Source organism: Rhizobium sp. SRDI943, from assembly GCF_057653695.1.
This window is the reverse complement of record NZ_CM172787.1, coordinates 702,344-728,457: the sequence shown is the minus strand read 5'-3', so window position 1 is coordinate 728,457 and position 26,114 is coordinate 702,344. Positions and strand designations below refer to the sequence as shown.

Annotated in this window: 31 protein-coding genes; 11 read left to right on the top strand and 20 right to left on the bottom strand. The window is 62.1% G+C overall.

All coding sequences use genetic code 11. The annotated features are described in order from the left end of the window. Positions 1-143: 143 nt before the first annotated feature. The 6 genes from AC245Y_RS03535 to AC245Y_RS03510 are packed head-to-tail and all read right to left on the bottom strand — an operon-like array spanning position 144 to position 5,680. Positions 144-836: an amino acid ABC transporter permease gene (locus AC245Y_RS03535; protein ID WP_012756346.1), complete on the bottom strand. Its 693-nt coding sequence runs from the start codon at positions 834-836 to the stop codon at positions 144-146. Between the two features lie 19 nt (positions 837-855). Continuing rightward, entirely contained in the window at positions 856-1,563 is a 708-nt protein-coding gene (locus tag AC245Y_RS03530) for an amino acid ABC transporter permease (RefSeq protein WP_017993182.1), read from the bottom strand. A 57-nt stretch (positions 1,564-1,620) separates the two neighbouring features. Then, complete coding sequence (locus AC245Y_RS03525) at positions 1,621-2,445, bottom strand: amino acid ABC transporter substrate-binding protein (protein ID WP_012756344.1); 825 nt, start codon at positions 2,443-2,445, stop codon at positions 1,621-1,623. 16 nt (positions 2,446-2,461) lie between these two features. Next, a complete protein-coding gene (locus AC245Y_RS03520; protein ID WP_017993181.1) occupies positions 2,462-3,202 on the bottom strand; it encodes an amino acid ABC transporter ATP-binding protein in 741 nt (246 codons plus the stop codon). Continuing rightward, complete coding sequence (locus AC245Y_RS03515) at positions 3,195-4,685, bottom strand: NAD(P)-binding domain-containing protein (protein ID WP_017993180.1); 1,491 nt, start codon at positions 4,683-4,685, stop codon at positions 3,195-3,197. The genes AC245Y_RS03520 and AC245Y_RS03515 overlap by 8 nt, the downstream gene beginning before the upstream one ends. Continuing rightward, the gene (locus AC245Y_RS03510) at positions 4,682-5,680 is read right to left on the bottom strand and encodes a LysR family transcriptional regulator (RefSeq protein WP_017993179.1); all 999 of its coding nucleotides are present in this window, start codon (positions 5,678-5,680) and stop codon (positions 4,682-4,684) included. Before AC245Y_RS03510 ends, AC245Y_RS03515 begins: the two co-directional genes overlap by 4 nt. 160 nt (positions 5,681-5,840) lie before the next feature. Between AC245Y_RS03510 and AC245Y_RS03505 the strand changes: the two genes are divergently transcribed. The 6 genes from AC245Y_RS03505 (at position 5,841) to AC245Y_RS03480 (ending at position 9,358) form a co-directional block, all read left to right on the top strand. Beyond that, positions 5,841-6,323, top strand: a complete 483-nt coding sequence (locus AC245Y_RS03505; RefSeq protein ID WP_017993178.1) for a CMD domain-containing protein — start codon at positions 5,841-5,843, stop codon at positions 6,321-6,323. Next, a complete protein-coding gene (locus tag AC245Y_RS03500) occupies positions 6,320-6,895 on the top strand; it encodes a peroxidase-related enzyme (protein ID WP_017993177.1) in 576 nt (191 codons plus the stop codon). Before AC245Y_RS03505 ends, AC245Y_RS03500 begins: the two co-directional genes overlap by 4 nt. 132 nt (positions 6,896-7,027) lie before the next feature. Then, complete coding sequence (locus tag AC245Y_RS03495; RefSeq protein ID WP_017993176.1) at positions 7,028-7,615, top strand: TetR/AcrR family transcriptional regulator; 588 nt, start codon at positions 7,028-7,030, stop codon at positions 7,613-7,615. A gap of 110 nt (positions 7,616-7,725) precedes the next feature. Continuing rightward, complete coding sequence (locus AC245Y_RS03490; protein ID WP_017993175.1) at positions 7,726-8,460, top strand: SDR family oxidoreductase; 735 nt, start codon at positions 7,726-7,728, stop codon at positions 8,458-8,460. A 143-nt stretch (positions 8,461-8,603) separates the two neighbouring features. Beyond that, positions 8,604-8,993, top strand: a complete 390-nt coding sequence (locus tag AC245Y_RS03485; RefSeq protein ID WP_017993174.1) for a nuclear transport factor 2 family protein — start codon at positions 8,604-8,606, stop codon at positions 8,991-8,993. 11 nt (positions 8,994-9,004) lie between these two features. Next, positions 9,005-9,358, top strand: a complete 354-nt coding sequence (locus AC245Y_RS03480; protein ID WP_012756335.1) for a DoxX family protein — start codon at positions 9,005-9,007, stop codon at positions 9,356-9,358. Positions 9,359-9,458: 100 nt separating this feature from the next. On the opposite strand, the gene AC245Y_RS03475 is transcribed toward AC245Y_RS03480, so the two are convergent. Both AC245Y_RS03475 and AC245Y_RS03470 read right to left on the bottom strand, forming a co-directional pair. Beyond that, entirely contained in the window at positions 9,459-9,944 is a 486-nt protein-coding gene (locus AC245Y_RS03475; protein ID WP_011650769.1) for a peroxiredoxin, read from the bottom strand. A gap of 100 nt (positions 9,945-10,044) precedes the next feature. Then, positions 10,045-10,908, bottom strand: a complete 864-nt coding sequence (locus AC245Y_RS03470) for a protein-disulfide reductase DsbD domain-containing protein (protein ID WP_017993173.1) — start codon at positions 10,906-10,908, stop codon at positions 10,045-10,047. Positions 10,909-11,049: 141 nt separating this feature from the next. Here AC245Y_RS03470 and AC245Y_RS03465 point away from each other — a divergent pair, with 141 nt between their 5' ends. From AC245Y_RS03465 to AC245Y_RS03455, 3 genes are all read left to right on the top strand, one after another. Continuing rightward, a complete protein-coding gene (locus AC245Y_RS03465) occupies positions 11,050-11,655 on the top strand; it encodes a YqgE/AlgH family protein (RefSeq protein WP_012756333.1) in 606 nt (201 codons plus the stop codon). Between the two features lie 114 nt (positions 11,656-11,769). Further along, positions 11,770-11,961, top strand: a complete 192-nt coding sequence (locus AC245Y_RS03460) for a CsbD family protein (RefSeq protein WP_003584739.1) — start codon at positions 11,770-11,772, stop codon at positions 11,959-11,961. Positions 11,962-12,110: 149 nt separating this feature from the next. Next, positions 12,111-13,196 (top strand): zinc-binding metallopeptidase family protein, encoded by a 1,086-nt coding sequence (locus AC245Y_RS03455; protein WP_012756332.1) that lies wholly within the window; start codon positions 12,111-12,113, stop codon positions 13,194-13,196. An 87-nt stretch (positions 13,197-13,283) separates the two neighbouring features. Here the strand turns inward: AC245Y_RS03455 and AC245Y_RS03450 are convergent, their stop codons facing one another. From AC245Y_RS03450 to AC245Y_RS03425, 6 genes are all read right to left on the bottom strand, one after another. Further along, positions 13,284-14,255 carry an IS110 family RNA-guided transposase gene (locus tag AC245Y_RS03450; protein ID WP_017992870.1) on the bottom strand — a complete coding sequence of 324 codons (972 nt, stop codon included), beginning with the start codon at positions 14,253-14,255 and terminating at the stop codon, positions 13,284-13,286. Positions 14,256-14,575: 320 nt separating this feature from the next. Continuing rightward, a complete protein-coding gene (rnhA, locus tag AC245Y_RS03445; RefSeq protein ID WP_011650766.1) occupies positions 14,576-15,031 on the bottom strand; it encodes a ribonuclease HI in 456 nt (151 codons plus the stop codon). Then, positions 15,028-15,993 carry a homoserine kinase gene (locus tag AC245Y_RS03440; RefSeq protein WP_017993171.1) on the bottom strand — a complete coding sequence of 322 codons (966 nt, stop codon included), beginning with the start codon at positions 15,991-15,993 and terminating at the stop codon, positions 15,028-15,030. The genes rnhA and AC245Y_RS03440 overlap by 4 nt, the downstream gene beginning before the upstream one ends. Before the next feature lie 68 nt (positions 15,994-16,061). Next, on the bottom strand, positions 16,062-17,063 hold the full coding sequence (ispH, locus tag AC245Y_RS03435) for a 4-hydroxy-3-methylbut-2-enyl diphosphate reductase (protein ID WP_011650764.1): 1,002 nt from the start codon (positions 17,061-17,063) through the stop codon (positions 16,062-16,064). Between the two features lie 240 nt (positions 17,064-17,303). Further along, positions 17,304-18,059: an SURF1 family protein gene (locus tag AC245Y_RS03430; protein ID WP_017993170.1), complete on the bottom strand. Its 756-nt coding sequence runs from the start codon at positions 18,057-18,059 to the stop codon at positions 17,304-17,306. Then, positions 18,052-18,432, bottom strand: coding sequence for a DUF983 domain-containing protein (locus tag AC245Y_RS03425; RefSeq protein ID WP_003545995.1), 381 nt, complete (start codon positions 18,430-18,432; stop codon positions 18,052-18,054). The genes AC245Y_RS03430 and AC245Y_RS03425 overlap by 8 nt, the downstream gene beginning before the upstream one ends. A 236-nt stretch (positions 18,433-18,668) precedes the next feature. Between AC245Y_RS03425 and AC245Y_RS03420 the strand changes: the two genes are divergently transcribed. After that, complete coding sequence (locus tag AC245Y_RS03420; protein WP_017993169.1) at positions 18,669-19,310, top strand: chloramphenicol phosphotransferase CPT family protein; 642 nt, start codon at positions 18,669-18,671, stop codon at positions 19,308-19,310. Between the two features lie 494 nt (positions 19,311-19,804). Here the strand turns inward: AC245Y_RS03420 and AC245Y_RS03415 are convergent, their stop codons facing one another. The 6 genes from AC245Y_RS03415 to coxB form a co-directional block, all read right to left on the bottom strand. Continuing rightward, on the bottom strand, positions 19,805-20,683 hold the full coding sequence (locus AC245Y_RS03415; protein ID WP_017993168.1) for a cytochrome c oxidase subunit 3: 879 nt from the start codon (positions 20,681-20,683) through the stop codon (positions 19,805-19,807). A gap of 61 nt (positions 20,684-20,744) precedes the next feature. Beyond that, positions 20,745-21,353, bottom strand: a complete 609-nt coding sequence (locus AC245Y_RS03410) for a cytochrome c oxidase assembly protein (RefSeq protein ID WP_012756323.1) — start codon at positions 21,351-21,353, stop codon at positions 20,745-20,747. Further along, complete coding sequence (locus AC245Y_RS03405) at positions 21,350-21,490, bottom strand: hypothetical protein (protein WP_012756322.1); 141 nt, start codon at positions 21,488-21,490, stop codon at positions 21,350-21,352. Before AC245Y_RS03405 ends, AC245Y_RS03410 begins: the two co-directional genes overlap by 4 nt. Next, a complete protein-coding gene (locus tag AC245Y_RS03400; RefSeq protein ID WP_020486922.1) occupies positions 21,490-22,428 on the bottom strand; it encodes a heme o synthase in 939 nt (312 codons plus the stop codon). The genes AC245Y_RS03405 and AC245Y_RS03400 overlap by 1 nt, the downstream gene beginning before the upstream one ends. 67 nt (positions 22,429-22,495) lie before the next feature. Next, the gene (ctaD, locus tag AC245Y_RS03395; protein ID WP_012756320.1) at positions 22,496-24,199 is read right to left on the bottom strand and encodes a cytochrome c oxidase subunit I; all 1,704 of its coding nucleotides are present in this window, start codon (positions 24,197-24,199) and stop codon (positions 22,496-22,498) included. A gap of 17 nt (positions 24,200-24,216) precedes the next feature. Then, positions 24,217-25,101: a cytochrome c oxidase subunit II gene (gene coxB / locus AC245Y_RS03390; protein WP_012756319.1), complete on the bottom strand. Its 885-nt coding sequence runs from the start codon at positions 25,099-25,101 to the stop codon at positions 24,217-24,219. Between the two features lie 316 nt (positions 25,102-25,417). Here coxB and AC245Y_RS03385 point away from each other — a divergent pair, with 316 nt between their 5' ends. Then, positions 25,418-26,083: an invasion associated locus B family protein gene (locus AC245Y_RS03385; protein ID WP_017993165.1), complete on the top strand. Its 666-nt coding sequence runs from the start codon at positions 25,418-25,420 to the stop codon at positions 26,081-26,083. Positions 26,084-26,114: the final 31 nt, after the last annotated feature.

Genomic DNA, 26,114 nt, shown 5'->3' with positions numbered 1-26,114 from the left:
CGGGCCTCCTCACCATGAGGGCTGATCGGCATACCGTGCCGTTGCCCACCCTATTCCTGTGCTCGTCACAGGAACGAGGCCAAGCCTCTGGCCGCTACATGCCGAAAACGACTGTGGAAATCCCGATCCTGGGCAAACGGGCCCTAGGCCCATACCCTCAGAGCCCGTTCCATCCGGTCGGCGGCGTAGGTGACGATATAGGCGATCACCATGTAGATGACGACCGCGATCAGGAAGGCTTCGAGATAGTAGAAGTTCAGCGCCGCGGTCAGCTGCGACTGCGCGAAGATGTCGACGACCTCGATTGCAAATCCCAGCGACAGCGCCTTCATGATCACCATGATGGAGTTGGCAAGATCCGGGATGGCCGCGACGATGACCTGAGGCAGCATCACCCGGCGGAATACCTGGCTGCGCTTGTAGCCCAGGGAATAGGCCGCATCGGCCTGACCGTTGTCGAAGGAGTTGAGGGCGCCCTTGACGACTTCCGCCTGGAAGGCTGCGACGCAGGCGGTCAGGGCGACGATGAGCGTGATCCAGTTCGGCGTCGAGTGACCGTTATAGTCGATGCCGACGAGCGAGGTCAGGAACTGCAGCGTCGGCGGCAGGCCGTAATAGGCGAGGAAGATCACGATGACCATCGGAACGCCCTTGAAGACGACCTTGTAGGCGACGACCAGTTCCCGAAGCAGCGGGACCCGCCGATATTCCACCATCGCGAAAAGGCTGCCGACGATCGTAGAGAAGACGAAGATGCCAAGCGCCATGGCGAGCGTCACCGGGACCGCGCCGAGGATGTCCCAGAGATCGGGAAGAAGGACTTCGGAATCGAACATGTGATGACCTCCTATTCGATCAGACGCTTGCCATCATGGTGGCCTTGGCCGGTGCGGTATTGGGCGTAAACTTTGCGTTTCGCGTTTCGAAAAAGCGCACGACGATCCATGCCACGAGGCATAGCAGCGAATAGATCACCGCCAGCACAAGGTAGGTCTCGAACTGGTACTGGTTGTAGTCACGCTCCATGACCAGATGGGCGGTGGCCATGACATCAGCGGCGCCGATGTACATGACGAGTGCGACGTTGTGGATGAGGTAGATGATCGAGTTGCCGTAACCTGGCAGGGCGATGTGCACCGCCTGGGGTCCGACGACCCGAAGGATCTTCTGAAGGAAGGTGTATCCGAGGCTGTCGGCGGCGTCGTGCTGGCCGCGTTCCACGGCGAGGTAGGCTGGCCGCAGAACCTCGGAAAGATAGCCTCCATGGTAGAGGCTGAGACCGACGATCGCCGCGACGTTCGGGGACACGAAGTCCTCGACCTCGAACAAAGCGACGACCAGCGGCAGCCCGTAGAAGGCAACGAACAACTGGAGCACGACGGGGACGCTCCGGGCATAGGAGACGTAGAGGTCGGCCAGCTGGCTGACAATCGGTATCCTGCGCACCCGGAACGTCGTCGTTATCAGGGCCAGCAGGAAGCCGGCGATCATGGCCGTGAACGTGATCGCAAGCGTCAGCGGCAGCGCCTTGAGCAGCTCGGGGATCATGATGGATAGGTCCACTTCGGAACACTCCTTGTTTACGTCTTGGGCCTGATCGCCGGTATCGTTGGCCGGCGTTTACTTCATGTAGGTAGTGATGTCCTCGCCGAACCATTTCTGCGAGAGCTTGGCCAGCGTGCCGTCGGCCTTGAGCTCCTTCAGAGCCTTGTCGATGTCTGCGGAGAGCGCCTTGTTCTCCTCGGAGCGATGGATCAGGACGAAGGTGTTGTTGATCGCGACCGGCTCGCTCGCCTTGACGTCGAGCTTCTGCTGGTCGATGACCGTCTGCTCGCCGAGGTTGGACGGCAGAACCAGCGCGTCATATTTGCCGTTCTCGACCTCTTTCAGGCGATCCGGATAGGGAATGCCGGCGCTGGATGCGGTGATCTCGATTTTAAAGTCGGGGTTCTTTTCCTGCCAGGCAGTGGCGAACTTGTAGATGCCGCCGCCGGCCGTCACGGGCACGATCTTCTTGCCGACGAGATCCTTCATTTCGTTGATGCCGCTGTCCTTGCGGCTGTAGATCTTGATCAGGCTGGCGCCGATCGGGCTCTCCGGAAGGAGGAACTGCTTTTCGCGAGCGGGCGCCCGGTAGTAGCCGCCGGTCGCGATGTCGTACTTGCCGGTGGCGAGGCCGGTCTCCTGAGCGATGTCGGCAGCACCCTCCATGACGAATTTGTACTGGGGCAGCTTGGCGTTGATCGCCTTCAGGACGTCGGGCTCGTAACCCTGCGGCTCGACGCCGATGGCACCCCAGGAGAGCGGCTTGGATTCGGCAGCCGTCGCGATCTTGATGGTGCGCACGTCCTCGGCATGCGATAGGCCCGCGGTTGCGAGGGCAAAGGCAACGCCGGCGACAGCGAGGCCGAAGGTGCGGCGGGAAGTCGACTTGATGGAAGACATGTCAGGCATCCTTTCTTTACTGGATGGAGTGTTCGGAATTCAGGAACTGGGCAAGGCGCGGGTTGGAGGGCGTGTCGAAGATCTCGGCAGGGCTGCCTTGAGCGGCGACGACGCCCCGATCCATGAAGACGATGCGGTTCGAGATGTTCTTTGCGAACTGCATCTCGTGGGTGACGAGGAGCGAGGTGATGCCGGACGACGTGACGTCCCTGATCACCTTCAAAACCTCGCCGACGAGTTCGGGGTCGAGCGACGACGTCGGTTCGTCGAAGAGCATGACATCCGGCTTCACGGCCAGCGCACGCGCAATGCCGGTCCGCTGCAGCTGGCCGCCGGAAAGCTGGGACGGGTAGCTGTCGATCTTGTTCGAAAGGCCGACCCGCTCAAGCTCCTGCAAGGCGATCGAACGCGCCGCGTCCTTCGACTTGCGTTGCACGACCACGAGCGGATCCATCACGTTCTGAATGACGGTCATGTTCTTGAAGACGTTGAACTGCTGGAAGACCATCGCCGTCCGCAGCCGGATCGCCTGGACCGCAGTGTTGTCCGGTTTCTGGTAGTCCATCCTGACCTGATCGAAGGCGATCGTGCCGGAGGCCGGCTTGGCCAGATAGTTGATGCACTTCAGCAACGTCGTCTTGCCGGTGCCGCTGGGGCCGATGATCGACACCACGTCGCCGCGGTTCACCGAGAGATCGACGCCGTTGAGGACCTGGGTGTTTCCGTAGGACAGCTTTAGGTTTTTGATCTCAAGCATTTCGGGTCGGTGTCCTTTCGGCAGATAGGTCGGAAAACGTCGCGGTCTCGTCGTCGGCCCACTCGTCTCCGAGCAGCTCGGGCGTATCGAAGGCCTGGAGATCGGCGAAATGACGCTCGCGGTCGGCGACGAACAGCGCCCTGACGATGCCGCGCGCGAGCCGGTCGGCACCTTCGCTGATGGCGGGAATATCGCCCGTGAGCTTGCCGTGGCTGAGCGTGGCCGGGAAGTTGAAGCAGTGAATGCGGGCCAGCGCCGGGCAAGCGCCGGGCTCGGCCTCGAGGAACTCGAACGCCTCTCCGAGGTCGGGCGAGGTTTCAAGCTCGTCGTTTCGCATGTCCGCGGGCACAGGAAAGCGGTCGCGCCAGAGGCCGATATGGGATGCGACGGCGGCGAGTTCCGGCCGGTTCTTCAGGTCGACCCTGAAGCCGGTGCCGAAGATCAGGAAATCGACGGGATAGCTGCCTTTCGGCGTCGTCACAACGGTATGGTCGCCTTGCTGCTGCAATCGATCGATCGGGCTTCCGAGATGAAGATGGGCCTGCGGGAATGCGCTGACACGCAAGACGCTCGGGCGCGGAGGCGGCGTCTGCGAGCGCATGGCGTAGTCGAGAAAGCGCCACTTCCAGTCATCCGGCAGACCGGCGAAGCCATGCACCACGCCCTGGCTGCCGATGCCGGTGAACTTGTTGATCCGTGGCAGGTCGGTCCTGCGCACGAACAGGTCAAGCCGGGCGGCACCTGCCTCGAGCGCGGTGGCGGCGTTGTCCATCGCCGAGGCGCCGGCTCCGACGACGCCGACCCGCTTGCCGCGCAATGCGGCGAAATCGATAGGGTCGGCGGTATGGGCCCAGAACTTGCGCTCGATGCCGTGGGCGATCGACGGTACGAAGGGACCGCCGAGACCGTCGCGGCCCGTTGCCAGCACCACATGGCGCGCGATCTTCGTTTCGGACCGGCCATCATGACGGCAGACGAGGTCGAGCAGGCCGTCGGCGCGCGGACGAATGGCATCGACGGCGACCCCATTGCGTACCGGCAGGTCAAGCACGCGCCGGTACCAGACCAGGTAATCCATCCATGTCTGACGCGGCGCCCGGTCGAGCGCGGTCCAGGCATCGCGGCCATGACGCGCCTCGTAGTAGGCGCGAAACGTCAGGGCCGGCAGGCCCATTGCGGGCCCGGTCAGTTGCTTGGGGGAGCGAAGGGTCCGCATCCTGGCGAAGGTGACCCACGGCCCCTCGCTTCCTGCAGGCGCCTTGTCGAGAAGGATGTGGTTGGCGACGCCGAGCCGCTTCAGCATGGCGGAAGCCACGAGCCCGGCCATGCCCGCACCGATGATCACAACGTCGACGACCCCATGGCCATCGACGATGCGGGGCGGAACCCATGACTTGGCCGGCAGCTCCAGCCAGGCAAGGTCCTGGCGCAGGCGTGCCTCGAGCGCTTCAAGACTGTTCGGAAACGTCGAGAGGTCGCTCATGACGGCACGTCCTCGGTCATCGGGCTGCCGCCGTAGACGGTGTCGGCCAATGCTTCGACGCCGCCTGCGTCATGCAGCCGGCAACCGGGCATCGCGAGCGCCACGGCGCGGGCCGCATCGATCACGGCGGCAACTGTCGGGGTCAGCGGCATCGCGGCAGGCGAGATGGCGCCGAACAGGAAGGGGATGGTGTGGTCGAGGACGCGCATCACGATCCCCTCGAGCGGAACGCCGCAGACCGTCGCCGGCTCGACGATGGCGACACCCAGTCCGGCCCGGACCATCGTCAGGGCCGTCAGCGAGGCGTTGACGTCGATCATCCGTTGCGGCGCCACACCCGCCCGCTCCAGGGCCTCGTCGATGCGGTGCCGCAGGCGGTAAGGATTAGCGAGCGTGATGATGCGGCGCTCGGCGAGATCGGAGAGACGCACCACGTCATCGTTGGCGAGCGGATCGTTGGCGGCGAGAGCGACGACACACGACGCTTCGGCAATCCAGTGCACGTCGAGGCCGGGATGTTCCAGCGGCAGGCTTGAGATCCCGAAGTCGGCCGAGCGGGCGAGCACGGCCTGCACGACATTCTCGGCCGCCAGCGCCTGCACATGGAGATGACGCGGTATCAAGTCCGGCGCGACGGCCGCGATCGCCTGGGGCAGAACGCCGGCCGCAAGTGAAGGCGTGGCGGCGATCGTCAGCGACGGCGGCTCATCGAGACCGATGGCATTCGCCCGCTCGCGGATGTGGGCGAGGCTCGCGAGATGGCGTTCCACTTCGGCGTGAAACAGCAGACCGCGCGCGGTCGGGCTGATGCGCGGGCCGCTTCGATGCAAAAGCGCATAACCGATATCGGCCTCCAGATCCTGGATGAGCCGCGTTACGGCCGGCTGCGACCGGCCGAGCAGCCTTGCCGCCCCGGTCACACTGCCGGCGGACATCACCGCTGCGAAGGCTTCAAGTTGCCGGATATCGAAAGAGTTAGAATGCATAATGGACATCAAACACTCTCCTTCATGTCAGTAAAGCATGACAATTCTCATTTGACGACTAGCCGTAGATAAAAAATTCATATCAAAGTCTGTTTATCATTCCAGTTTGACATAATGAGAGGTCCGGCCTACCTAGAGCTTATGTCCGCGACGTATTGAGGAGCTTGTTTTGACACTCATCGAAACTCTTGCCTCTGTGAGGTCGGGTTCCGCACTCGCGGAAGCCATGGGGAAACGCGAGGAGATCCTGCGCCTCAGTGAAGCGGCCCACGACGCAGTGCTTCTGCCACACGATCCCGGCGGGTTGTCGCACGGCCTGAGGGCTGCGCTCGCCGCCCGCATGGCGCGCCACAACCGCAGCCCGGCGCTCGCAAGTCACTACGACACGCTCGTTGCCCGTGCCGACGAACAGGCGACAGCCTTGCTCGCCGAGCCGGACACGAACGTGTCGGATCCGCGCACCGCCGAGATCGTTCGCCATGCCGACCGCCTCACGGTCGCGCCGCGCGATGCCACGCGCGCTGATGTGGAGGCATTGCGTCAGGTCGGCGTAACCGACGCCGACATCGTCCGGCTCGCGGAGCTTGCGGCTTTCGTCAATTACCAGGTGCGGGTTCTCGCCGGCCTGAAGCTGCTGGGAGAGATGCGATGAGCGAGGTCGTCCACACCTTCACCACCACAGTGCCGCGCTGGCAGCCCTATGTCGTTCCGGTCGATTTCGCGACCGCCACCGACGAGCAGCATGCAGCGATGCAGACGACGCCGTCGAACAAGGGCATCTCGCCTTATGTGCTGACCCTGGCGCACGACCCCGAGACGCTCGCGGTCCGCTCGCCGCTGTTCAACCTGATCATGTACGGCAAGGACGGACTGGCAGCCAGCGAGCGCGAACTGGGTGCAGTCGCCGCCTCCGTCGTCAACCGCTGCGTCTACTGCGCCGCCGTCCATGCATCGCGGTTCAACAATCTGACGAAACGCACGGATGTCATCGACGCCGTGTTCGCCGATGGTCTCGAGGCGACGCTCGACGAGCACCTCCAGGAAATCTTCAACTTTTCGGCCCGACTGTCGACCACGCCGCCCGAGGCGGTCGCGGCCGACGCGCAAGCGCTGGCGGACGTCGGGCTCGACGAGCTGGAGGCTCTCGATCTCGTCCTCTCGTCGGCGATCTTCGGTTGGGCGAACCGTCTGATGCATACGCTCGGCGAGCCGATGAAGGACTAAAGCGCGTCACACGCTTTAGATCTTTGGTTTTCCGCATGTCGTTTTGCGCGACATTCGCGCATTTCTGTCGCTGGACGACAAATGGCATGATGTGTCAAAAGAAGCCCGCCGCATGTCAGCGTGGAGACAATCTTGGGACTTCGGGAAGATAAGAAGGATCGCACGCGAGCCCAGTTGCTCGAGGCCGCGTTGGATCTGATCCACAAGCGTGGATTCGAGGAAACGACGGTCGCCGACATCGCGGCCGCCGTCAGCGTGTCGCCCCGTACCCTGCTTCGCTATTTCCCGACAAAGGAGGATGTGATCGTCAGCTGGGTGCAGGATGGTATGACGATCGTCCGTGCGGAACTGACGGAGCGGCTCGCCTCGGAGCCGCCGGTTGTCGCCCTTCTTGCTGCTGCGCGGGCGATGCTTTTGGCGTTCGACGAAAAGTCGCGTTTCTTTCTCGCCATCGAGACGGCGATCCGCTCCAACAGGAGCATTTCTGCGCGAAAAGAACAGATGATCGCCGAACTGATCGACGAAGTCGCCCATATTCTCGCCTCGCCGGACAGGCGGTCTCCGCTCCCTGATGTTGTCGCCTATACGGTGGCGGGAACGGTTTTCGCGCTCATTCGGGCATCGATAAACAGTTGGGTGGATGGCGGAGCGGCAATGTCACTCGCCGATCTCTTCGATCGCGCCGCCGGTATCGTCCATTTCGAGCAAAATGTCACTTAGTGTCATTTGTCGTTGACAGACATAATTTCCCATGCAATTTCACGATGCGTTGCTGAGCAACGTCATTGCAAACAGCCTCGCCCTGCAAGCGCGCCTGCTTGGGAGATAGAATGTCCACAGATCAAAAAATCGCGCTCGTCACCGGCGCGACCCGCGGCCTTGGTTTTGAAACGGCTCGACAGCTCGGCCGGGAAGGCGTCTTCGTCCTTCTCGGCGCACGCGATCTTGCCGCAGGCCAAGCAAAGGCCGAAACATTGCGTGCAGAGGGATTGGCGATCGAAGCGATCGAGATCGACCTCAATCGCCCTGAGACGATCGACGCTGCCGCATCATCGATCGGCGAGCGGTTCGGCAGGCTCGACATCCTGATCAACAATGCGGGAATCCTGCTGCTCGACACCGACGATTTCCCCAGTATGGCCTCCATCGAAACCCTGCGCGAATCCTATGAGGTCAATTTCATCGGAATGGTGATCGTGACCCAGAAACTGTTGCCGCTGATCCGCAAGGCGGTGAGTGGGCGCATCGTCAACCTTTCCAGCAGCGTGGGTTCGCTTTGGTGGACGGGCGATGCAAACAATCCGTCCCCCGACGTCAAATGGCTTGGCTATGCCGCCTCCAAGGCGGCGGTCAACATGCTGACCGTGCAGCTTGCCCTTGAGCTGAAAGATACGCCGATCAAGGTCAACGCGGTCTGCCCCGGCTATGTCATGACCGAATTGAACAGAGGCGGCGGCTACATCACGATCGAAGACGGCGTTCGGGCCCCGGTCAAATATGCTTTGCTTGACGATGCCGGACCGACCGGCCAGTTTTTCAACACCAATGGCCCGATCAACTGGTGACGGCCCGCGGCCGGGCGCGTGCCGACCCGGCCTGCGCAGGACCGTTCAGCGACACGGGGGATGTTGCGTCCTGAGAACGCGGCATCCGCCTTTTCGCCGCGATCGCGAATTCGCACCCCTTCCCCTTTCAAGGACCATGAAAGATGAAACCAACGACCGATGACATCGTCGAGATCAACCAGATCCTCTCGCTCTGGGCACACCTCGTCGACAATCATGCGTGGGACAGGTTCGGTGAAGTCTTTACCGAGGATGCACATTTCGACGCGGGCGTTTTCGGCTTTGCGCCGGTCACAGGCATTGCAGCGATCTGCCATATGGCCAGCCAGGACGGCCATGCGACGGCCCATCACACGACGAATGTGCACGTTCAGGAAGGCGCGGGCGACGAAATCGTCGCCGTCTCGAAGGGCCTTGGTCTGTTGTCGAACGGGGCAGTGGCGAGCGTGACCTATACCGACCGGCTGCGGCGGACGCCGGAGGGCTGGCGTTTGGCGCGCCGCACTCTCGCGCTCCAAGCGCCGTCGCATTGAGGTCGCCCCCTATGTCTCTCGTCAACCTATCCCTGGCAAACGTCATTGCCTGGCTGCTTGCAGCCTTCTTCTTCGTCGGCGCCTATGGCAACACTTTCGTCAGCCCCGAAATTGCCGCGGACTACGCCCGCTGGGGCTATCCGGAAAGCTTTCACTATCTGACCGCCATCTGTGAATTCACGACCGCGGTCATGCTCATCTTCAAACCGCTCCGCCTCTACGGTTCACTGCTCGGAAGTGCGGTGATGCTGGCCGCCGCGGGCACGGTTCTGTTCCACGGCGAATATGCTCATGCAATTCCGCCCCTGGTGGTGCTGGGTTTTTGCGGGCTCGTCGCTGTTCTGACGATGAGGCGAGCAGGATGATGCCCGCATCCGGCAGCAGGGGCCGCCCGAGAGCGAGCCGATCACACAATCGAAAAGAGGCGACCGAACGGCCGCCCCTTCATCCATCAGGAGTGAACGCTCAGAGCTGTTCCAGCATCGCGGCAGCGCCCGAGACGGTTGCCTGGCCGGGGCTTTCCTCGACGTTGAGGGCTTTCACCACGCCGTCCTCCACCAGCATCGAATAACGCTTGGAGCGAAGGCCGAGGCCGCCGGCGGAGAGGTCGGCGTCGAGGCCGACGGCCTTGGTGAAACCGGCATCCCAATCGGCGAGGAAGTGGATCTTGCCCATGCCGCCGGATGATTGCGCCCAGGCGCCCATCACGTGCCAGTCGTTGACGGCGACGACGGCGATGTCGTCGACGCCCTTGCCGAGGATGGTGTCGCGGTTTTCGAGATAACCCGGCAGGTGGTTCAGCGAGCAGGTCGGCGTGAACGCGCCCGGCACGGCAAAGAGCACGACGCGCTTGCCGGCGAAGAGCTGATCGGTGGTGATTTCGACCGGGCCGTCAGCCGTCTTTTCCTTGAAGGTGGCGGCAGGAAGCTTGTCGCCGATCGCGATGGTCATGGTTTTCTCCTTGAGTTCTGGATTGGGAGTTCTGGCTTTGGGAATTCCGGCTTGGCGGCGGCGGGCGCCGCAGGGGATCGGAGGCGACTATAGGAGCCCGTCATTGAAAGGCAAGTGTGGTCTCCATCGCCCTTTCGCCGTCGATGACCAGCACGCTCCAGCGCTTGCCGGATATGTCGTAATTCTTCGGCAGCTTACCGATAGCGACATCGACCTTGAAGGTGGCGCCGTCGCGTTTGCCGCCGATCTGCTTGGTGAAGGCATAGCCGCTCGGGCCGGTGACGATGATATCCGGCGCGTCCGTCCCCTCGCCAGGCCCCTCGCCCGGCCCCCCGCCCGGCAGAGCGAGTGTCAGCGACAGCGTCTTCCTGTCGGGCGACATCGCATGCGCCGTCACGTCGAAATCCGGCGATGGCGGCTTCGGCAGCCTCGCATCGGCGGCCTGAAGGATCGCCTCCTCTTGCGGGTGCGACTGGATGGCGGGGCCAAGCTTCAGCTGCAAATTCGCCTGGAAGGGAATGCAGATATCCTTGCAGATGCCGATGAAGGCGGCAGCATCGATCGTAACCGGGCCTTTGCCGGCCGCCGTCAGCGACAGCGGCAGCGTCACCGGCGCGTCATAGGCGATATCCTCGATCGCGCCGTTGAAAAAATGCTTCGGAACGGGATAGGCGATGGCATCGAGCGTGACGCCGCTTTCCGCCGCGACAGTGATTTGGGGCGGAATGCCATTGCCGCCGGGTTCTTTCCAATAGGTGATCCAGCCGGGCTTCGGCTCGATCTGAAGGGCGGCGCGGATTTTGCCGGCGGCATCGGGGGCGAGCGCCACGAGGCGCATGCGGCCGCCCTCGTTGTCCGCCCAGGCGCTCATTTCCGCATGGGCGGAATAAAACGGGAGAAGGGCTGCGACCGCTGACACAACCACGATCAAAAGCCTGCGCGGGCCTGAGGAAATAACCATCATGGAACAAAGGTTTACCGAATGTGCCGTTTGGCCGCCAGAAGTCGCGGCGATTTAAATCTTCATTTTCAGTTGATTGATGTGTGACATTGGCCCATGTTTCTCTTGTCGAGGCCTTGGTGCGGTCTAGCAGCAGGAGGAACGATGTCCTTATTGACGCTGAAGAACAGACGGGAACGTGGCTTCTTCGATGGCCAGTTCCTCATCGCCATGCCGGGCATGGAAGACCGCAATTTTGCGCGCACGGTCATCTACATCTGCGCGCATTCGGATGCCGGCGCCATGGGCTTCGTCATCAACCGGCCACAAAGCCTCACCTTCACCGATGTGCTGCTGCATCTCGACATGATCAAGCAGGAAGATTCGATCGTGCTGCCGAAGCGGGCGCGCGACTTCCCGATCCAGACCGGCGGCCCGGTGGAAAGCGGCCGCGGCTTCGTGCTGCATTCGGACGATTATGCCAGCGACTCCTCGATCCCCGTCAGCGACGACATCTGCCTGACGGCGACGCTCGATATCGTGCGCGCCATCTCCAAGGGCGATGGGCCGACGCGGGCAACGATGCTGCTCGGCTATTCCTCCTGGGCGGCCGGCCAGCTCGAAAGCGAAGTCGTCAACAATGGCTGGCTCACCTGCCCCGCCAATGAGGAATTGATCTTCGACCGCAGTCTCGACGACAAATACGAGCGGGCGCTCGCCGGCATGGGCGTGACCGCTGCGATGCTTTCGGCCGAAGCCGGCCACGCTTAAGAGACTGGCCTGACGATCGCTGACCTGACGGCAGCGGGAACGAATAGCCGCGAGTGACGTTTCATTTCGGCAAGCATGGACAAGAAGCCCATGCCGACCAAGGAGACATCACATATGGGTAGCACCAGCGACAAGATTTCCGGTAAGGCAAACGAAATTGCCGGCAAGACCAAGCAGGCCGTCGGCAAGGCCGCGGACGATCGCGAAATGCAGGCCAAGGGCGCTGTCCAGGAAGCCAAGGGCAAGGGACAGGTCGCAACCGGCAAGGTCAAGGACAAGCTCAAGGGCGCCGTTGACCGGCTCTGAGCGACAGCACTAAGACGCCCAAAGGACGCTGTGCTTCCGATTTAAGGAATGCGCAGTAGACGCTCATCCTTTATCACCATGCCTGTTGCGCCCCTCGCGCGGCAGGCATTTTTAGTCTGCCACCCTCATGCTCTGCAGAGATTGACCCAATGAAGCTTTTTGCCTGCGACAACTGCGATCAGGTCGTCCACTTCGACAACCGTCGATGCGTGCGTTGCAACCATCGCCTCGGCTTCCTGCCCGGCGATCTCGCCATGCATGCGCTGGAACCGCGCGACGAGACGCTCTGGCAGCTCGTTTCCAATCCCGACCGCGACGTTCGCTTCTGCGCCAATGCCAGTCTCGATATCTGCAACTGGCTGGTGGACGGCGACGGCGAGAGTGAATTCTGCGTTGCCTGCCGCCACAACCGGCTGGTTCCGAACACCGACACCCAGGACGGCATCGATCGCTGGCGGCGCATCAGCCAGGCCCAGCGTCATCTGTTTTATTCGCTGCTGCGCTGGAAGCTGCCGCATCCGGATCGGGCGCAAGACCCGCAAGGCGGCCTGGTCTTCGATTTCCTCGAGGATTCGATAGAGAGCAACGGCTATGTCGTGCCGGCTATGACCGGCCATGAGGAAGGCCTGATCACCATTCGCGCCGCAGAGGCCGACGATGCGACGCGCGAACAGGCGCGCAGCTCGATGAACGAACCCTATCGTACGCTGCTCGGCCATTTCCGCCACGAGGCCGGCCATTTCATCTGGAACAAGCTGGTGCGCGATCGGGGCGGCCTTGCCGATTTCCGCAGGGTCTTCGGCGACGAACGGCAGGATTATGCGACAGCCCTGCAGACCCACTATGCCGGCGGCGCGCCCTTGGGATGGCAGGACGATTTCATCAGCGCCTATGCGGCATCACACCCCTGGGAGGATTTCGCCGAATGCTTCGCGCATTACCTCCATATCGTCGATACGCTCGAAACGGCGCGCGCCTTCGGCATCGCCATCGATCCGCGCGGCCATGAGGAAATATCAGGCGAGGTGGATTTCATCCCCTACAGGGCAAGAAGCGCCGAACAGTTGGTCAGCGCCTGGGTGCCGCTCAGCATCGCGATCAACGCCATCCAGCGCAGCATGGGCCAGCCCGACTCCTACCCCTTCGTGCTGTCCACGCCGGTCGTGGCAAAACTCGAATATCTGCACCGGCTGATCCAGGGCGCGGCGACGGCGCCGCAGCAACGGGCGGCTTGAAAGAGGTTCGGGCTCGCTGCTTGCTCCCTCTTCTCCCCAGCGGGGAGAAGGTGGCCCGAAGGGTCGGATGAGAATCTGTGTTGGTTGTCAAGGGGGATTTGGGGTCCAGAGGCGATCCTGAGATAGAAGGCAGTTTGCCAGAACGAGCAATTTACGCATGACGGCGACCAAGATGACCTTCGCTGGTTTTCCTGCGGCTTTGAGTGTGTCTGCGAAACGAGCAAGGGTGGGATTGTAGCGACAGGCAGACAAGGCGGCCATGTAGAGCGCGCGCCGGGGTGCGGGCCTGCCGGCGCGGATGGAACGACGTCCGGTTCGGGCACCGCTGTCGTTAGCGATTGGGGCAAGCCCTGCCAGCATGGCGGCCTGCTTGCCCGAACAACTGCCCAACTCGTCCATGCCGGCCATCAATGCCAGGGCCGTGACGCGGCCGATGCCGGGAATGGAGGTGAGGATCTCGGCCTTGCGGTAGAGCTGCGGATCCTCGCCGACACGTCGCTCGATCTCTTTGTCGAGACGTTCGACATGCTGTTCCAGCCGACGCACGAGACGGTTGAGTTCGCCGCGCAGAAGGGCGGTGGTGGCAGTCTTGCTGCGGTTCTGCAGGGCGGTGATGTCGCATTTGGCTGCCGATCGTGCATTGACCAGCTCCTGCAAGGCCTCAACGTGAGGACTTGGTGGCGTGTCGGCCGGCGGGCGCAGGCTCTCGGCCAGGAGCGCCAGGAAACGGGCATCGAGACGGTCGGTCTTGGCGAGATAGCCGCAGGCACGGGCAAACATGCGGGCGCGCAGCGGATCGACCACGGCGACGGCAAAGCCATCGAGCCAAAGCGAGCGATGGGCGGGGCGATGGAACTTGCCGGTTGCCTCCATCACGATGCTTTTGGGCCGATGCCTGGCCAGCAGCCGTTTCAGCTGGCGGATGCCGGTCTTGTCATTGCTAAACCGCCGGCTTTCGCCCAGCGGATGCAGATGAATATCGAGCCACTCTTTACTCACGTCCACACCGGCATAAACTACCGGCATCGCGTCTTCTTGGAACGAAACCTTGCCTTGCATGCGGGACTTGCTCCCCATCATCTGTTCAGGACAAACGCGAGGACGGCCGGACCAATCTCATCCCCGGTTCAAGCCAAGGGGCCTGCGGTCCCGGCCGTCCGCACTCCGGCGGATGGCCATCCGCCGGAGTGCGCACCGATCATCCAACAATCAGTGCAAATTGAACATGCAAGGGGGCCGCACGGCACACCATTCATTGCCCTTCGCTAACGCTCAGCGCATTCGCGGCTTTGCCGCTCACCCCCTCATCTGCCTGCCGGCATCTTCTCCCCGCTGGGGAGAAGAGGTGGGTGGCAGCGCATCGAGGAAACAGCCGCTACCTAAAACGAAACCGCCTTGCCCTTCTTGAAGGGCTCCATGCCCTTGCGGGCGAGTTCGTCGGCGCGTTCGTTTTCCGGGTGGCCGGCGTGGCCCTTGACCCAGTGCAGCGTCACCTTGTGGCGGTCACGGGCCGCCTCCAGCGCTTGCCAGAGTTCGGCATTCTTCACCGGCTTCTTGTCGGCGGTCTTCCAACCATTTTTCTTCCAGCCGAAAATCCACTTGGAGATGCCGTCCTTGACATAGGCGCTGTCGGTATAAAGATCGACCTCGCAAGGGCTCTTCAAGGCCGATAACGCCGAGATCGCCGCCAGCAGCTCCATGCGATTGTTGGTCGTGTCCGCCTCGCCGCCGCAAAGCTCCTTTTCGACGTCGCCATAACGCAGCACGGCGCCCCATCCGCCGGGGCCGGGATTGCCGGAGCATGCGCCGTCGGTAAAAATATCGACGTGTTTCATAGGCTTAATCCATATTCGGCCGGCGTTTTGATCTGGCGGTGGAACCGCAGCTTGCGGAGATATTCGAGCGGGTCCTTCTTGGTGACCATGGCGCCCTCAGGCGTCGTCAGCCAGTCATAGAGCCGGGTCAGGAAGAACCGCAGCGCCGACCCGCGCGACAGCACCGGTAGGGCTGAGATTTCGGCCTCGCTCAGCGGCCTGACGCTCTGGTAGCCCTCGAGCATCGCCGTGCCCTTGGTGATGTTATAGGCGCCGTCCTTCTCGAAGCACCAGGCATTCAGGCAGATCGAGACGTCATAGGCGAGCAGGTCGTTGCAGGCGAAATAGAAATCGATCAGGCCGGAGAGCTGGTCGCCGAGAAAGAAGACGTTGTCGGGGAAGAGGTCGGCGTGGATGACGCCGGCCGGCAGGCCACTCGGCCAGGCGGCGGAGAGGAAATCGAGTTCGCTGCGGATCTCGGTCTGTAGGCCGGACTCAACCTCGCCGGCGCGCGCTTCGGATTTTTCCCACAGCCCCCGCCAGCCGTCGATCGACAGCGCATTCGCCCGCTTCAACTCGAAACCATCGCCGGCCACATGCATCTCGGCCAGCGCCTTGCCGACTTCGCGGCAGTGTTTTGCCTCCGGCTTTCTCAGCCACATGCCTTCGAGGAAGGAGATCAGCGCCGCCGGACGGCCGGACAGTGAGCCGAGCAGCGCGCCATCGCGGCGCGGCAGCGGCAGCGGGCAGGACAGGCCGCGGGCGGAAAGATGCTGCATGAAACCGAGGAAGAAAGGCAGGTCGCTCTTTTCCACCCGCTTCTCATAGAGCGTCAGGATCAGCGGATCCTTGGAGGTGTGAAGCAGGAAGTTGGAGTTTTCGACGCCTTCGGCAATGCCCTTGTAGGAGAGCAGCGTGCCCGCGTCATATTCCGTCAGGAACCATTTCAGATCGTCTTCGGCGATATCGGTATAGACTGCCAAGTGAGGTCTCGCCTTCATGCCTGTTGATATTGGATTTGCCGGAGTGGACGCCAGGCCGAAAGGCCGATCTAGCCGTTGACGAAGGCCATGTCGGCTGCCGTCAGCTCGATATTGCGCAGTTCGCGGTTGACGAGGAAATTTTCGGTTTCCTGCACCGTTTCGGCCAGTTCGACGCGGGCGTCGAAGCGGGCGCGGAAAGCCTCGATGATCTCGTTGACGATGACCTCGGGTGCCGAGGCGCCGGCCGAGAGGCCGAGCGTCGAAATCGCGCCGATCTCGTCCCAGTCGAGCTCGGCGGCGCGCTGCACGAGGATGGATTTCTTCGCCCCTGCCCTGAGCGCCACTTCGACGAGGCGCTTGGAGTTGGAGGAGTTCGGCGCGCCGACGATGATGAAAAGATCGCAGCCGGGCGCTGCCTGCTTCACCACTTCCTGGCGGTTGGTCGTCGCATAACAGATCGAATCCGCTGCCGGCGCCGTCAGGTTCGGGAAGCGCTCGTGCAGGCGGGTGATGACGCCGGCCGTATCGTCGACCGACAGCGTCGTCTGGGTGACATAGCCGAGATTGTCGGGATCGACGGGGACATAGGCGTCGGCATCCTCGATCGTCTCGATCAGCGAGACCGATCCCTCCGGCAGCTGACCCATCGTGCCGATCACCTCGGGATGGCCGGCATGGCCGATGAGGACGACATGGCGGCCGAGGCGATTGTGGCGCATCGCCTGCTTGTGGACCTTGGAGACCAGCGGGCAGGTGGCGTCGAGATAGAAGAGGTTGCGGCTTGCCGCATCCTCGGGCACGGATTTCGGCACGCCGTGGGCGGAAAAGACCACCGGCTGGGCGCGATGTTCGGCCGGGATCTCGTCCAGCTCCTCGACGAAGACGGCGCCCTTGGCTTCCAGCCCTTCGACGACATAGCGATTGTGGACGATCTCGTGGCGCACATAGACCGGCGCACCATAGGATTTCAGCGCCAGCACGACGATCTGGATGGCGCGGTCGACGCCGGCGCAGAAGCCGCGCGGGCCGCAGAGCCTAATCGTCAAAGGAGGTTTCGCCGCAATATTCATGTCTGTTCCGTCAAATTCCTCATTCCTGTGCTCGTCACAGGAATCCAGCCACGGCGCGTCGGCGCCGTGAATGACTGTCAACATCCAAGTCCACCTACCGCGCCCAAGGACTTGGGCGCACTGGATTCCTGTGACGAGCACAGGAATGAGGGAGAACTCGGCAACGTCCAGCTTCAACAGCAACGTCCCGCGTGGGGCTAAGGGACCTCTAGCCCAATATGGTCGAGAATTGAAGTGATACTATTGCTGAGGTGCCTTGGCACCCTTGCGAAACCAGGAGATCGCCACCACGACAACGAGCACGGCGGCCAGCCCGTACCAGGTGAAAGCATATTGCAGATGGTCGTTCGGCAGATCCACCTGGGTGACGCCGCCGATCGGCAGGCCGGCCGGATTGGGGGTGGAATCGGCATCGACGAAGAAGGGAATGACGATCGCTTTCTCCAGCCCGACGCTCTCGGCCATGACGTCGAGATCCTTCCAGTAGAAGATGTTCTTGGCGACGTCGTTGTCAGGCACCACCCAGGAAGGCTTGCCGGGAAGCTTTTCGCGCGCCAGGCCGGTGACGGTCTGCTGATCCGTCAGCTGGCCCTGCATGCGCATTTCCGGCTCCTTGTTGTCGAAGGGAACGAAGCCGCGATTGACGAAGAGAATGCGCCCGTCGGCAAGCTCCAGCGGGGTATAGATGTAATAGCCGGTCTGGCCGCGCCAGGTGGCGAAGAAGTGCCGCTCCTTGTTGTTGATGTAGCGGCCGGTGGCGGTCACCTTGCGGTATTCGATATCGCCGCCTGCAGCCGCCATCGCCTCGATATCGGCAAGCGGCACGGGGCTTGCTGCCTGGCGCGCGGCGATATCGGCGATAAGGCCCTCCTTCCAGTGCAGGCGCTCCACCTGCCAGGTGCCGAGCGAAATCAGGATGGCAAGGGCAATCAGCACCAGGATGCCGGTGAAAACCGGCAGCCGGCGGCGCGGCGCGGCATGGTCGATATCAGTCACTCAGGCGTCCTTCGCGGGCATTATGGCGGTATTGCATGGCGATCAGGATGCCCTTGAACCAGCGCAGCGTCAGTAGCGACAGGATAATCGTCAACGGAGCAAAGAGCAGGATATGCACCCAGATCGGCGGCCCGTAATTCACCTGCAGCCACAGCACCATGCCGATGACGATGAAGCCGACGATGAGGATGACGAAGACGGCCGGGCCGTCACCGGAATCGGCGAAGGAATAATCGAGGCCGCAGGCGGCGCAACGCGGCTTTACTCCGAGCAGTCCGTCGAAGAGTTTGCCCTGGCCGCAGCGTGGGCAGCAGCCCTTGATGCCTGTTTTCACCGGATCGACGGGCGGAAAATGGGCGCTGTCCTCGTTCATTCCATTCCTTCTGGCAGCCTTGGCGGCCGCGGCCTTTTTCGATGCTGCCTTAACTCTCCCATAAATTATTCGCAGGACGAAGGGAAATGCCTGCGTGATTTCGTCCCGCTGATAGTTCCTCACATCGGAATCGATGTGAGGAACTATCAGCAATTCAAAGTGTTACAGCGTCCTTGCCGCGTCTGAAAAGTCGCGCGGCGCTGTAATGATTCGCGCCAAACAGAAGAAGAAGACTGATGACCAATGATAGCCATTCCGTGCAGATCATTATCCTCAACGGCGCGCCGCGGAGCGGCAAATCAAGCATCGCGCGCGCGGTACAGGAACACTTCGAGGGGCAGTGGATCAACCTCGGCGTCGACAGCTACAATGCCATGACACCGAAGCGCTACCTTCCGGGCATCGGACTGCGGCCGGGCGGCGAACGGCCGGACCTGGAGGAACTGGTGCCGTTCTTTTATGCGGCACTCTACGAATCGATCGCCATCCATGCCAGCCTGGGGCTCAATGTCATCGCCGATCTCGGCCACCACGACAGCTATTCGCAGCCGCTCGGCATCCTCGGCGATTGCGCCCGGCGACTGGAAGACTTTCCCGTGCTATTCGTCGGCGTGCGCTGTCCGATCGAGACGATCATGCAGCGGCGCGACATTGTCCAGGAGGGGCGCGAGACGCTTTATCTCAGCGCCACGGAGGACGTGCCCGTTCCTGAACCGGTGCAACGCTGGCAGGACGAGGTGCATCGGCCCGGCATCTACGACATGGAGGTCGATACCTCAGTGCTGACACCGCTCGAATGCGCCGAGGCGATCCGCCACCAGCTGGATCTCGGCATCCCCCAGCCTTCGGCGTTCGAACGGATTGCCGGCGCGCGCTGAGGCGATGAAAAGCGGGAGCCCTTACCTCGGCCGAAGAGGTTGCCGATGGCAGCCCCTCATCCGCCTGCCGGCACCTTCTCCCCGCTCGCGGGGCGAAGGAAATATGCTGCAACCTCTCGATTCCCTCTTCTCCCCAGCGGGGAGAAGGTGCCCGTAGGGCGGATGAGGGGGCCGGCGAAGCCGGTCTTTCCAACAACATTCATGCGCGATTCGACCGCGCTCGCGTCGGCATGGCGGGATAGTTGAGATGAGAGGGCCTGCCGCGTGGCCCCCTCATCCGACCCTTCGGGCCACCTTTGCCTGGGTTGAGCCACCGGTCTCAACCCGTCCTTCGGACCCCCGCTGGGGAGAAGAGGACACATGCCGCAGCCTCTCCGTTCCTCGCCCGCTCTCGCATGGCACGTCCCTCGTCTCCGGAAAGGTGCGGGCTGTCGCGGATCCCACCAACAAAAAAGGCGGGCACCAGGCCCGCCTTTTCTCAAATTTCGTTCCGATCATCCGGCTGCGACGGGTGCGCCCCAGCCGCCCCAGACGTAGATGCAGAAGAACAGGAACAGCCAGACGACGTCGACGAAGTGCCAGTACCAGGCGGCCGCCTCGAAGCCGAAATGCTGCTTCGGGGTGAAGTCGCCGCGCAGCGCACGGATCAGGCAGACACCCAGGAAGATCGTGCCGACGAGGACGTGGAAACCGTGGAAGCCGGTCGCCATGAAGAAGGTCGCGCCGTAGATCGAATTCTTGAAGGCGAAGGGCGCGTGGGCATATTCATAGGCCTGGACGGTGGAGAACAACACGCCGAGCACCACCGTCAGCGTCAGGCCCTGGATCAGGCCCTTGCGGTCATTGTGCAGCAGCGCATGGTGCGCCCAGGTCACCGTCGTGCCCGACAGGAGCAGGATGACGGTGTTGTAGATCGGCAGGTGCCAGGGATCGAGGACTTCGATGCCCTTCGGCGGCCAGGTGCCGCCGGTATAGAGCAGGCGCGAGGCCTGGATGGCTTCGTTCGGATAGAGGCTGGCGTCGAAATAGGCCCAGAACCAGGCGACGAAGAACATCACTTCCGAAGCGATGAACATGATCATGCCGTAGCGCAGGTGCAGCGAGACGACGCGGGTGTGGGCGCCCTCGTGGGCTTCCTTCACCGTATCGGCCCACCAGCCGTACATGACGTAGAGCACCAGCGCGAAGCCGATGTAGAAGAGCCAGGGATTGGCGAGCTCCGCGCCGGCGACCTTGAACGAACCGCCGTTGAGATAACGCATGTAGCAGACGCCGCCGATCGCCATGATGAAGGCGCCGAGCGAGGCGAGAATCGGCCACGGGCTCGGATCGATGATGTGATAGTCGTGATTCTTCTGGTGAGCATCGGCCATGTCGTTATCCCCGGATGTCTTCCTTCACTCCGCTCCCGGCATAGCCGGAAACGAGCCTTGATCAAAGTTTCTTTTCAATCTTTTCCGCTCCACCCTCATTCGAAGCCACCGGCTTCGGACCCTCTTTCGGGTAGAACGTATATGACAGCGTGACCGTGTGGATATCCCTGGATTCCACGGCCTTGACGATTTCGGGATCGATGTAGAACACGACAGGCATGTCGAGCTTCTCGCCCGGCTTCAGGTCCGTTTCCGTAAAGCAGAAACATTGCACCTTGTTGAAATAGACGCCGGCTTCACCCGGCGTGACGTTGAAAACCGCCTGGCCGCGCTGGGTCTCGTTCGAACGATTCTCGGCGGTGAAATTGACCTGGATGGTCTCGCCGATCTTCGGATTGACCTCGCGCTGGACCGGCTTGAAGTCCCATTGCAGCCCGGGGGCGACATTGGCGTCGAAGGTGACGCGCATCGTGCGGTCGAGCACGACGCTCGACACCTGGTCGACGCGCTGCGTCGTGCCGTTATAGCCGGTCACCTGGCAGAAGATGCGGTAGAGCGGCACGGCGGCATAGCTCATCGCGCCCATGCCGAAGACGAAGCTCAGGCACATCATGACGACGGCGCCGTTGTTGCGGACCTGCTTCTTCGGTGCGGCGGGGTTATCGCTCATCCGGCCGTTCCCCCGCCGATCTTCACGATTGCCATCACGTAGAAGAGAACGACGAGGCCGGCAAGCACCAGCCCGAGGGCGACGTTGCGGTTGCGGCGCGACTTGAGCTGCTTTTCCGTGAGCTTGACCAATTCCATCAGAACCAACCTCCCGCATGCGAGACCAGCCGGTCGATCATCAAGGCGGAGAACACGGCGAAGAGATAAAAGATCGAGAAGCCGAAAAGCTTCTTCGCCGGGATCATCTTCAAATCGCCATCGGGCATGCGCCAGACGGCGATGGAACAGTATATGAAGATCGCACCGAGGGCGGCGGCGACGAGGCCATAACCGAAGCTGGCGAAACCGAGGAAGGACGGCAATACCGCGCAGACGGCGGTCAGCACCGCATAGGCGACGATCTGATGCTTGGTCACCCGTTCGCCGGCAACGTTCGGCAGCATCGGCACGCCGACGGCCTCGTAGTCGCGCATCTTGAAGAGGGCGAGCGCCCAGAAATGCGCCGGCGTCCACAGGAAGATGATGAGGAAGAGAACGGTGCTCTCGATCGTCACGCTGTTGGTCACGCAGGCCCAGCCGATCATCGGCGGGAAGGCGCCGGCAGCACCGCCGATGACGATGTTCTGCGGCGTCGAGCGCTTCAGCCACATGGTGTAGACGACGGCATAGAAGAAGATGGTGAAGGCGAGGATGCCGGCCGAGAGCCAGTTGACCGCCAGGCCGAGAATCACCACCGAGAAGCCTGAAAGCACCAGGCCGAAGGCGAGTGCCTCGGAGGGTGCGATGCGGCCGGCCGGGATCGGACGGTTGGCGGTGCGGCTCATGATGGCGTCGATATCGGCGTCATACCACATGTTCAGCGCGCCGGAGGCGCCGGCGCCGACGGCGATACAGAGGATGGCGATCAGGCCGAGGACCGGATGGATGTGGCCCGGCGCCAGCACGAGACCGGCAAAGGCAGTGAAGACCACGAGCGACATCACTCGTGGCTTCAGCAATTCGAAATAATCGCGCGCACTCGCTTCCGACAATTCGCCGTCCTTTGCAAGCACCTCGTGATTGTCGATGACAGTCATCATTCCGTCCTGAATGTCTTACCATCAGGACGCCATATCGAAAGCGGCGTCCTGATGTCCGCGCAAACTACTTGATGCGCGGAAGCTGTTCCCACTGGTGATAGGGCGGCGGCGAAGGCAGCTGCCATTCGAGCGTCGTTGCACCCTCACCCCACGGATTGTCGCCGGCCACACGCTTCTTGGCGAAGGCTTCGAAGACGCCGTAGAGGAAGATCAGCACACCGAAGGCCGAGATGTAGGAGCCGATCGAGGAAACGTAGTTCCAGCCGGCAAAGGCATCCGGATAATCGATGTAGCGGCGCGGCATGCCGGCGAGACCGAGGAAGTGCTGCGGGAAGAACACCAGGTTGACGCCAATGAACATGATCCAGAAATGCAGCTTGCCGACCAGCTCGTTGTACATGTAGCCGGTCATCTTCGGGAACCAGTAGTACCAGCCGGCGAAGATCGCAAAGACGGCGCCGAGCGACAGAACGTAGTGGAAGTGGGCCACGACGTAATAGGTGTCATGCAGCGAGCGGTCGAGACCGGCATTGGCGAGCTGGACGCCGGTGACGCCGCCGACCGTGAACAGGAAGATGAAGCCGATCGCCCAGAGCATCGGCGTGCGGAACGAGATCGAGCCGCCCCACATCGTCGCGATCCAGGAGAAGATCTTCACACCCGTCGGAACGGCGATGACCATCGTCGCGAAAACGAAGTAGCGCTGTGCGTCGAGCGACAGGCCGACCGTGTACATGTGGTGAGCCCAGACGACGAAGCCGACGGCGCCGATCGCGACCATGGCGTAGGCCATGCCGAGATAGCCGAAGATCGGCTTCTTCGAGAAGGTCGAGATGATGTGGCTGACCATGCCGAAGCCCGGCAGGATGAGGATGTAGACCTCGGGGTGACCGAAGAACCAGAACAGGTGCTGGTAAAGAATCGGGTCGCCGCCGCCTTCCGGCGAGAAGAAGGATGTGCCGAAGTTACGGTCGGTGAGCAGCATGGTGATGCCGCCTGCCAGAACCGGCAGCGACAGCAAGAGCAGGAAGGCGGTGATCAGCACGGACCAGGCAAACAGCGGCATCTTGTGCAGCGTCATGCCGGGAGCGCGCATGTTGAGGATCGTGGTGATGAAGTTGATCGCACCGAGGATCGACGAGGCGCCGGCAATGTGGAGCGCGAAGATCGCAAGGTCGACCGCCGGTCCCGGCGTGCCGGTTGTCGCCAGCGGCGGATACATCGTCCAACCACCGCCCGTACCATAAGCGCCTGCCGGGCCTTCGACGAACATCGACAGCAGCAGCAGCGCGAAGGCGGGAACGATCAGCCAGAAGGAGATGTTGTTGAGGCGCGGGAAAGCCATGTCGGGCGCGCCGATCATGATCGGCACCATCCAGTTGGCGAAACCGCCGATCATCGCCGGCATGACCATGAAGAAGATCATGATCAGCGCGTGCGCGGTCGTGAACATGTTGAACATCTGCTTGGCGCCGTCGATCGCAGCGTCACCCTCATAGCCGTAGACCATCGAGGCCAGGCCGTGGAAGATCTGGATGCCAGGCTCCTGCAGCTCCATGCGCATGGCAACCGACAGCGCGCCGCCGATGATGCCGGCAATGATCGCGAAGATCAGGTAGAGCGTGCCGATGTCCTTGTGGTTGGTCGAGAACAGCCAGCGATTGGCAAAGCTCGGCTTGTGCCCGTGATCATGGTGATCGTCATGCGCGTGGTCATGATGGGCGGCGTGATCATGAGAATGATCGTCGTGAGCGGAAGGTCCAGCCATTGTCCCGATCCCCTTAATTACTGTGCTTCGGCGACGTTGACGGTCTTTGCGGGACCATCGGTTGCGGCCATGAGTGTCTTGTAGGCGCCGGGCAGGTCGCTGGCGGCTGCGGTCAGCCACTGCTTGTACTTGTCCTCGGAGACGACGCGGATGGCGATCGGCATGAACGCATGGTCCTTGCCGCAGAGCTCGGAACACTGGCCGTAGAACAGGCCTTCGCGTTCGGCCCTGAACCAGGTCTCGTTCAGGCGGCCCGGCACGGCATCGATCTTGACGCCGAAGGAAGGCATGGCGAAGGCATGGATGACGTCGGTCGGCGCGGAAGTCACGAGAACGCGGACCGTCTTGTTGACCGGCAGGACCAGTTCGTTATCGACGGCGAGAAGACGCGGATAGACCGACTTGTCTTCCTTGCCGGCGGCGGCGCGGTCCTGATCCTTCAGCAGGTAGGAATCGAAAGCCAGCGGGTTTTCGCCCGAACCTTCATATTCGTAGTTCCACTGCCACTGGGTGGCGGTCGCCTTGATCGTCACGTCAGGGTTTTCAGGCAGCGTCAGCTGCGCCGTCAGCAGGTTGAACGAAGGAATGGCGAGAAGAAGAAGCACCAGGACCGGCCCCACGGTCCAGGCAATCTCGATCAGCGTATTGTGGCTCGTCTTCGAGGGAACCGGGTTCGCGCTGGCGCGGAACTTGAAACAGACGACGATGAGCAGGGCCAGAACGAACAGCGTGATCGGAACGATAAACCACAGGGTATATTGTTCGAACCAGTGGATTTCCCGCATGATCGGCGTTGCCGCCGGCTGCAGCGTCGCCTGCCACGGCATGGGCTGGTCGGCATATGTGCCGGAAGCAAAAAGCAGACAGACCAGCGTGGTCAGGGCTGCATAAGCCTTCTTCATCACCTTATTATCTCCCTCGAGCGCTTGACCTGCAAAATAGAACGCAGAATCCTTGCCATCTTCAGCGCTTCAAACCACAGTTTGGCATTTGCCGCAACAGGTCAGAGCAATTGTCTATGCGGCATTTTTGCTCAAAGCATAGGCAGGTCAGAACGGCAAAACATCCCAAGTTTTTCATCAGCATATGAAAAATCGGCTTTCCGGCCAATCCGCGCGCGACACATTATTTCGCAAAGGTCCAATTTCCGCCGCAGTCCCCCGGTTTTGACGGGGTGGGGCTTTTCATTTTTGGTGGGCAGCTTCAACAATAGCCGCAATGATTCGATATCCAGAGGTTTCCATGGGTTTCCGTTCCCTCGCGCAGTCGCTTCTCGTGACTGCCAGCATCGCGGCCGCAGCGACAACGCCCGTTTTCGCACAGCAACCCGCCCCGTCGCAGACCAGGCCGCCCGCTTCCACGCCGGCGCCGACCCCTGCTCCGGCGCCGCAGCAGCCGAGTGCCGCCAAGCCGAATGTCGAACAGGTGACGCCCGGCCAGACGCAGCCGCCGGCGCCCGGCACGGTAAAGTCCAATCACGGCGCATGGTCTGTCGTCTGCGACAAACCGGCAGGCGCTTCGACCGAACAATGCGCGCTGATGCAAAACGTCATCGCCGAGGATCGGCCGGAGGTCGGGCTTTCCGTCGTCGTGCTGAAAACAGCCGACCGCAAGTCGAAGATTCTCCGCGTGCTGGCACCACTTGGCGTGCTGCTCCCGAACGGCCTCGGGCTCAATGTCGACGGCAAGGATATCGGCCGCGCCTATTTCGTCCGCTGCTTTGCCGACGGCTGCTACGCCGAGGTCGTGCTCGAGGATGAGTTGCTGAAGACCTTCCGCAGCGGCGCGCAGGCAACCTTCATCGTCTTCCAGACCCCGGAAGAAGGCATCGGCATCCCCGTCGACCTCAAGGGCTTCGCCGAAGGTTTTGACGCTCTGCCGTGAGGTCAATTGGCAGCTTCCGTGGGTCCGCCCC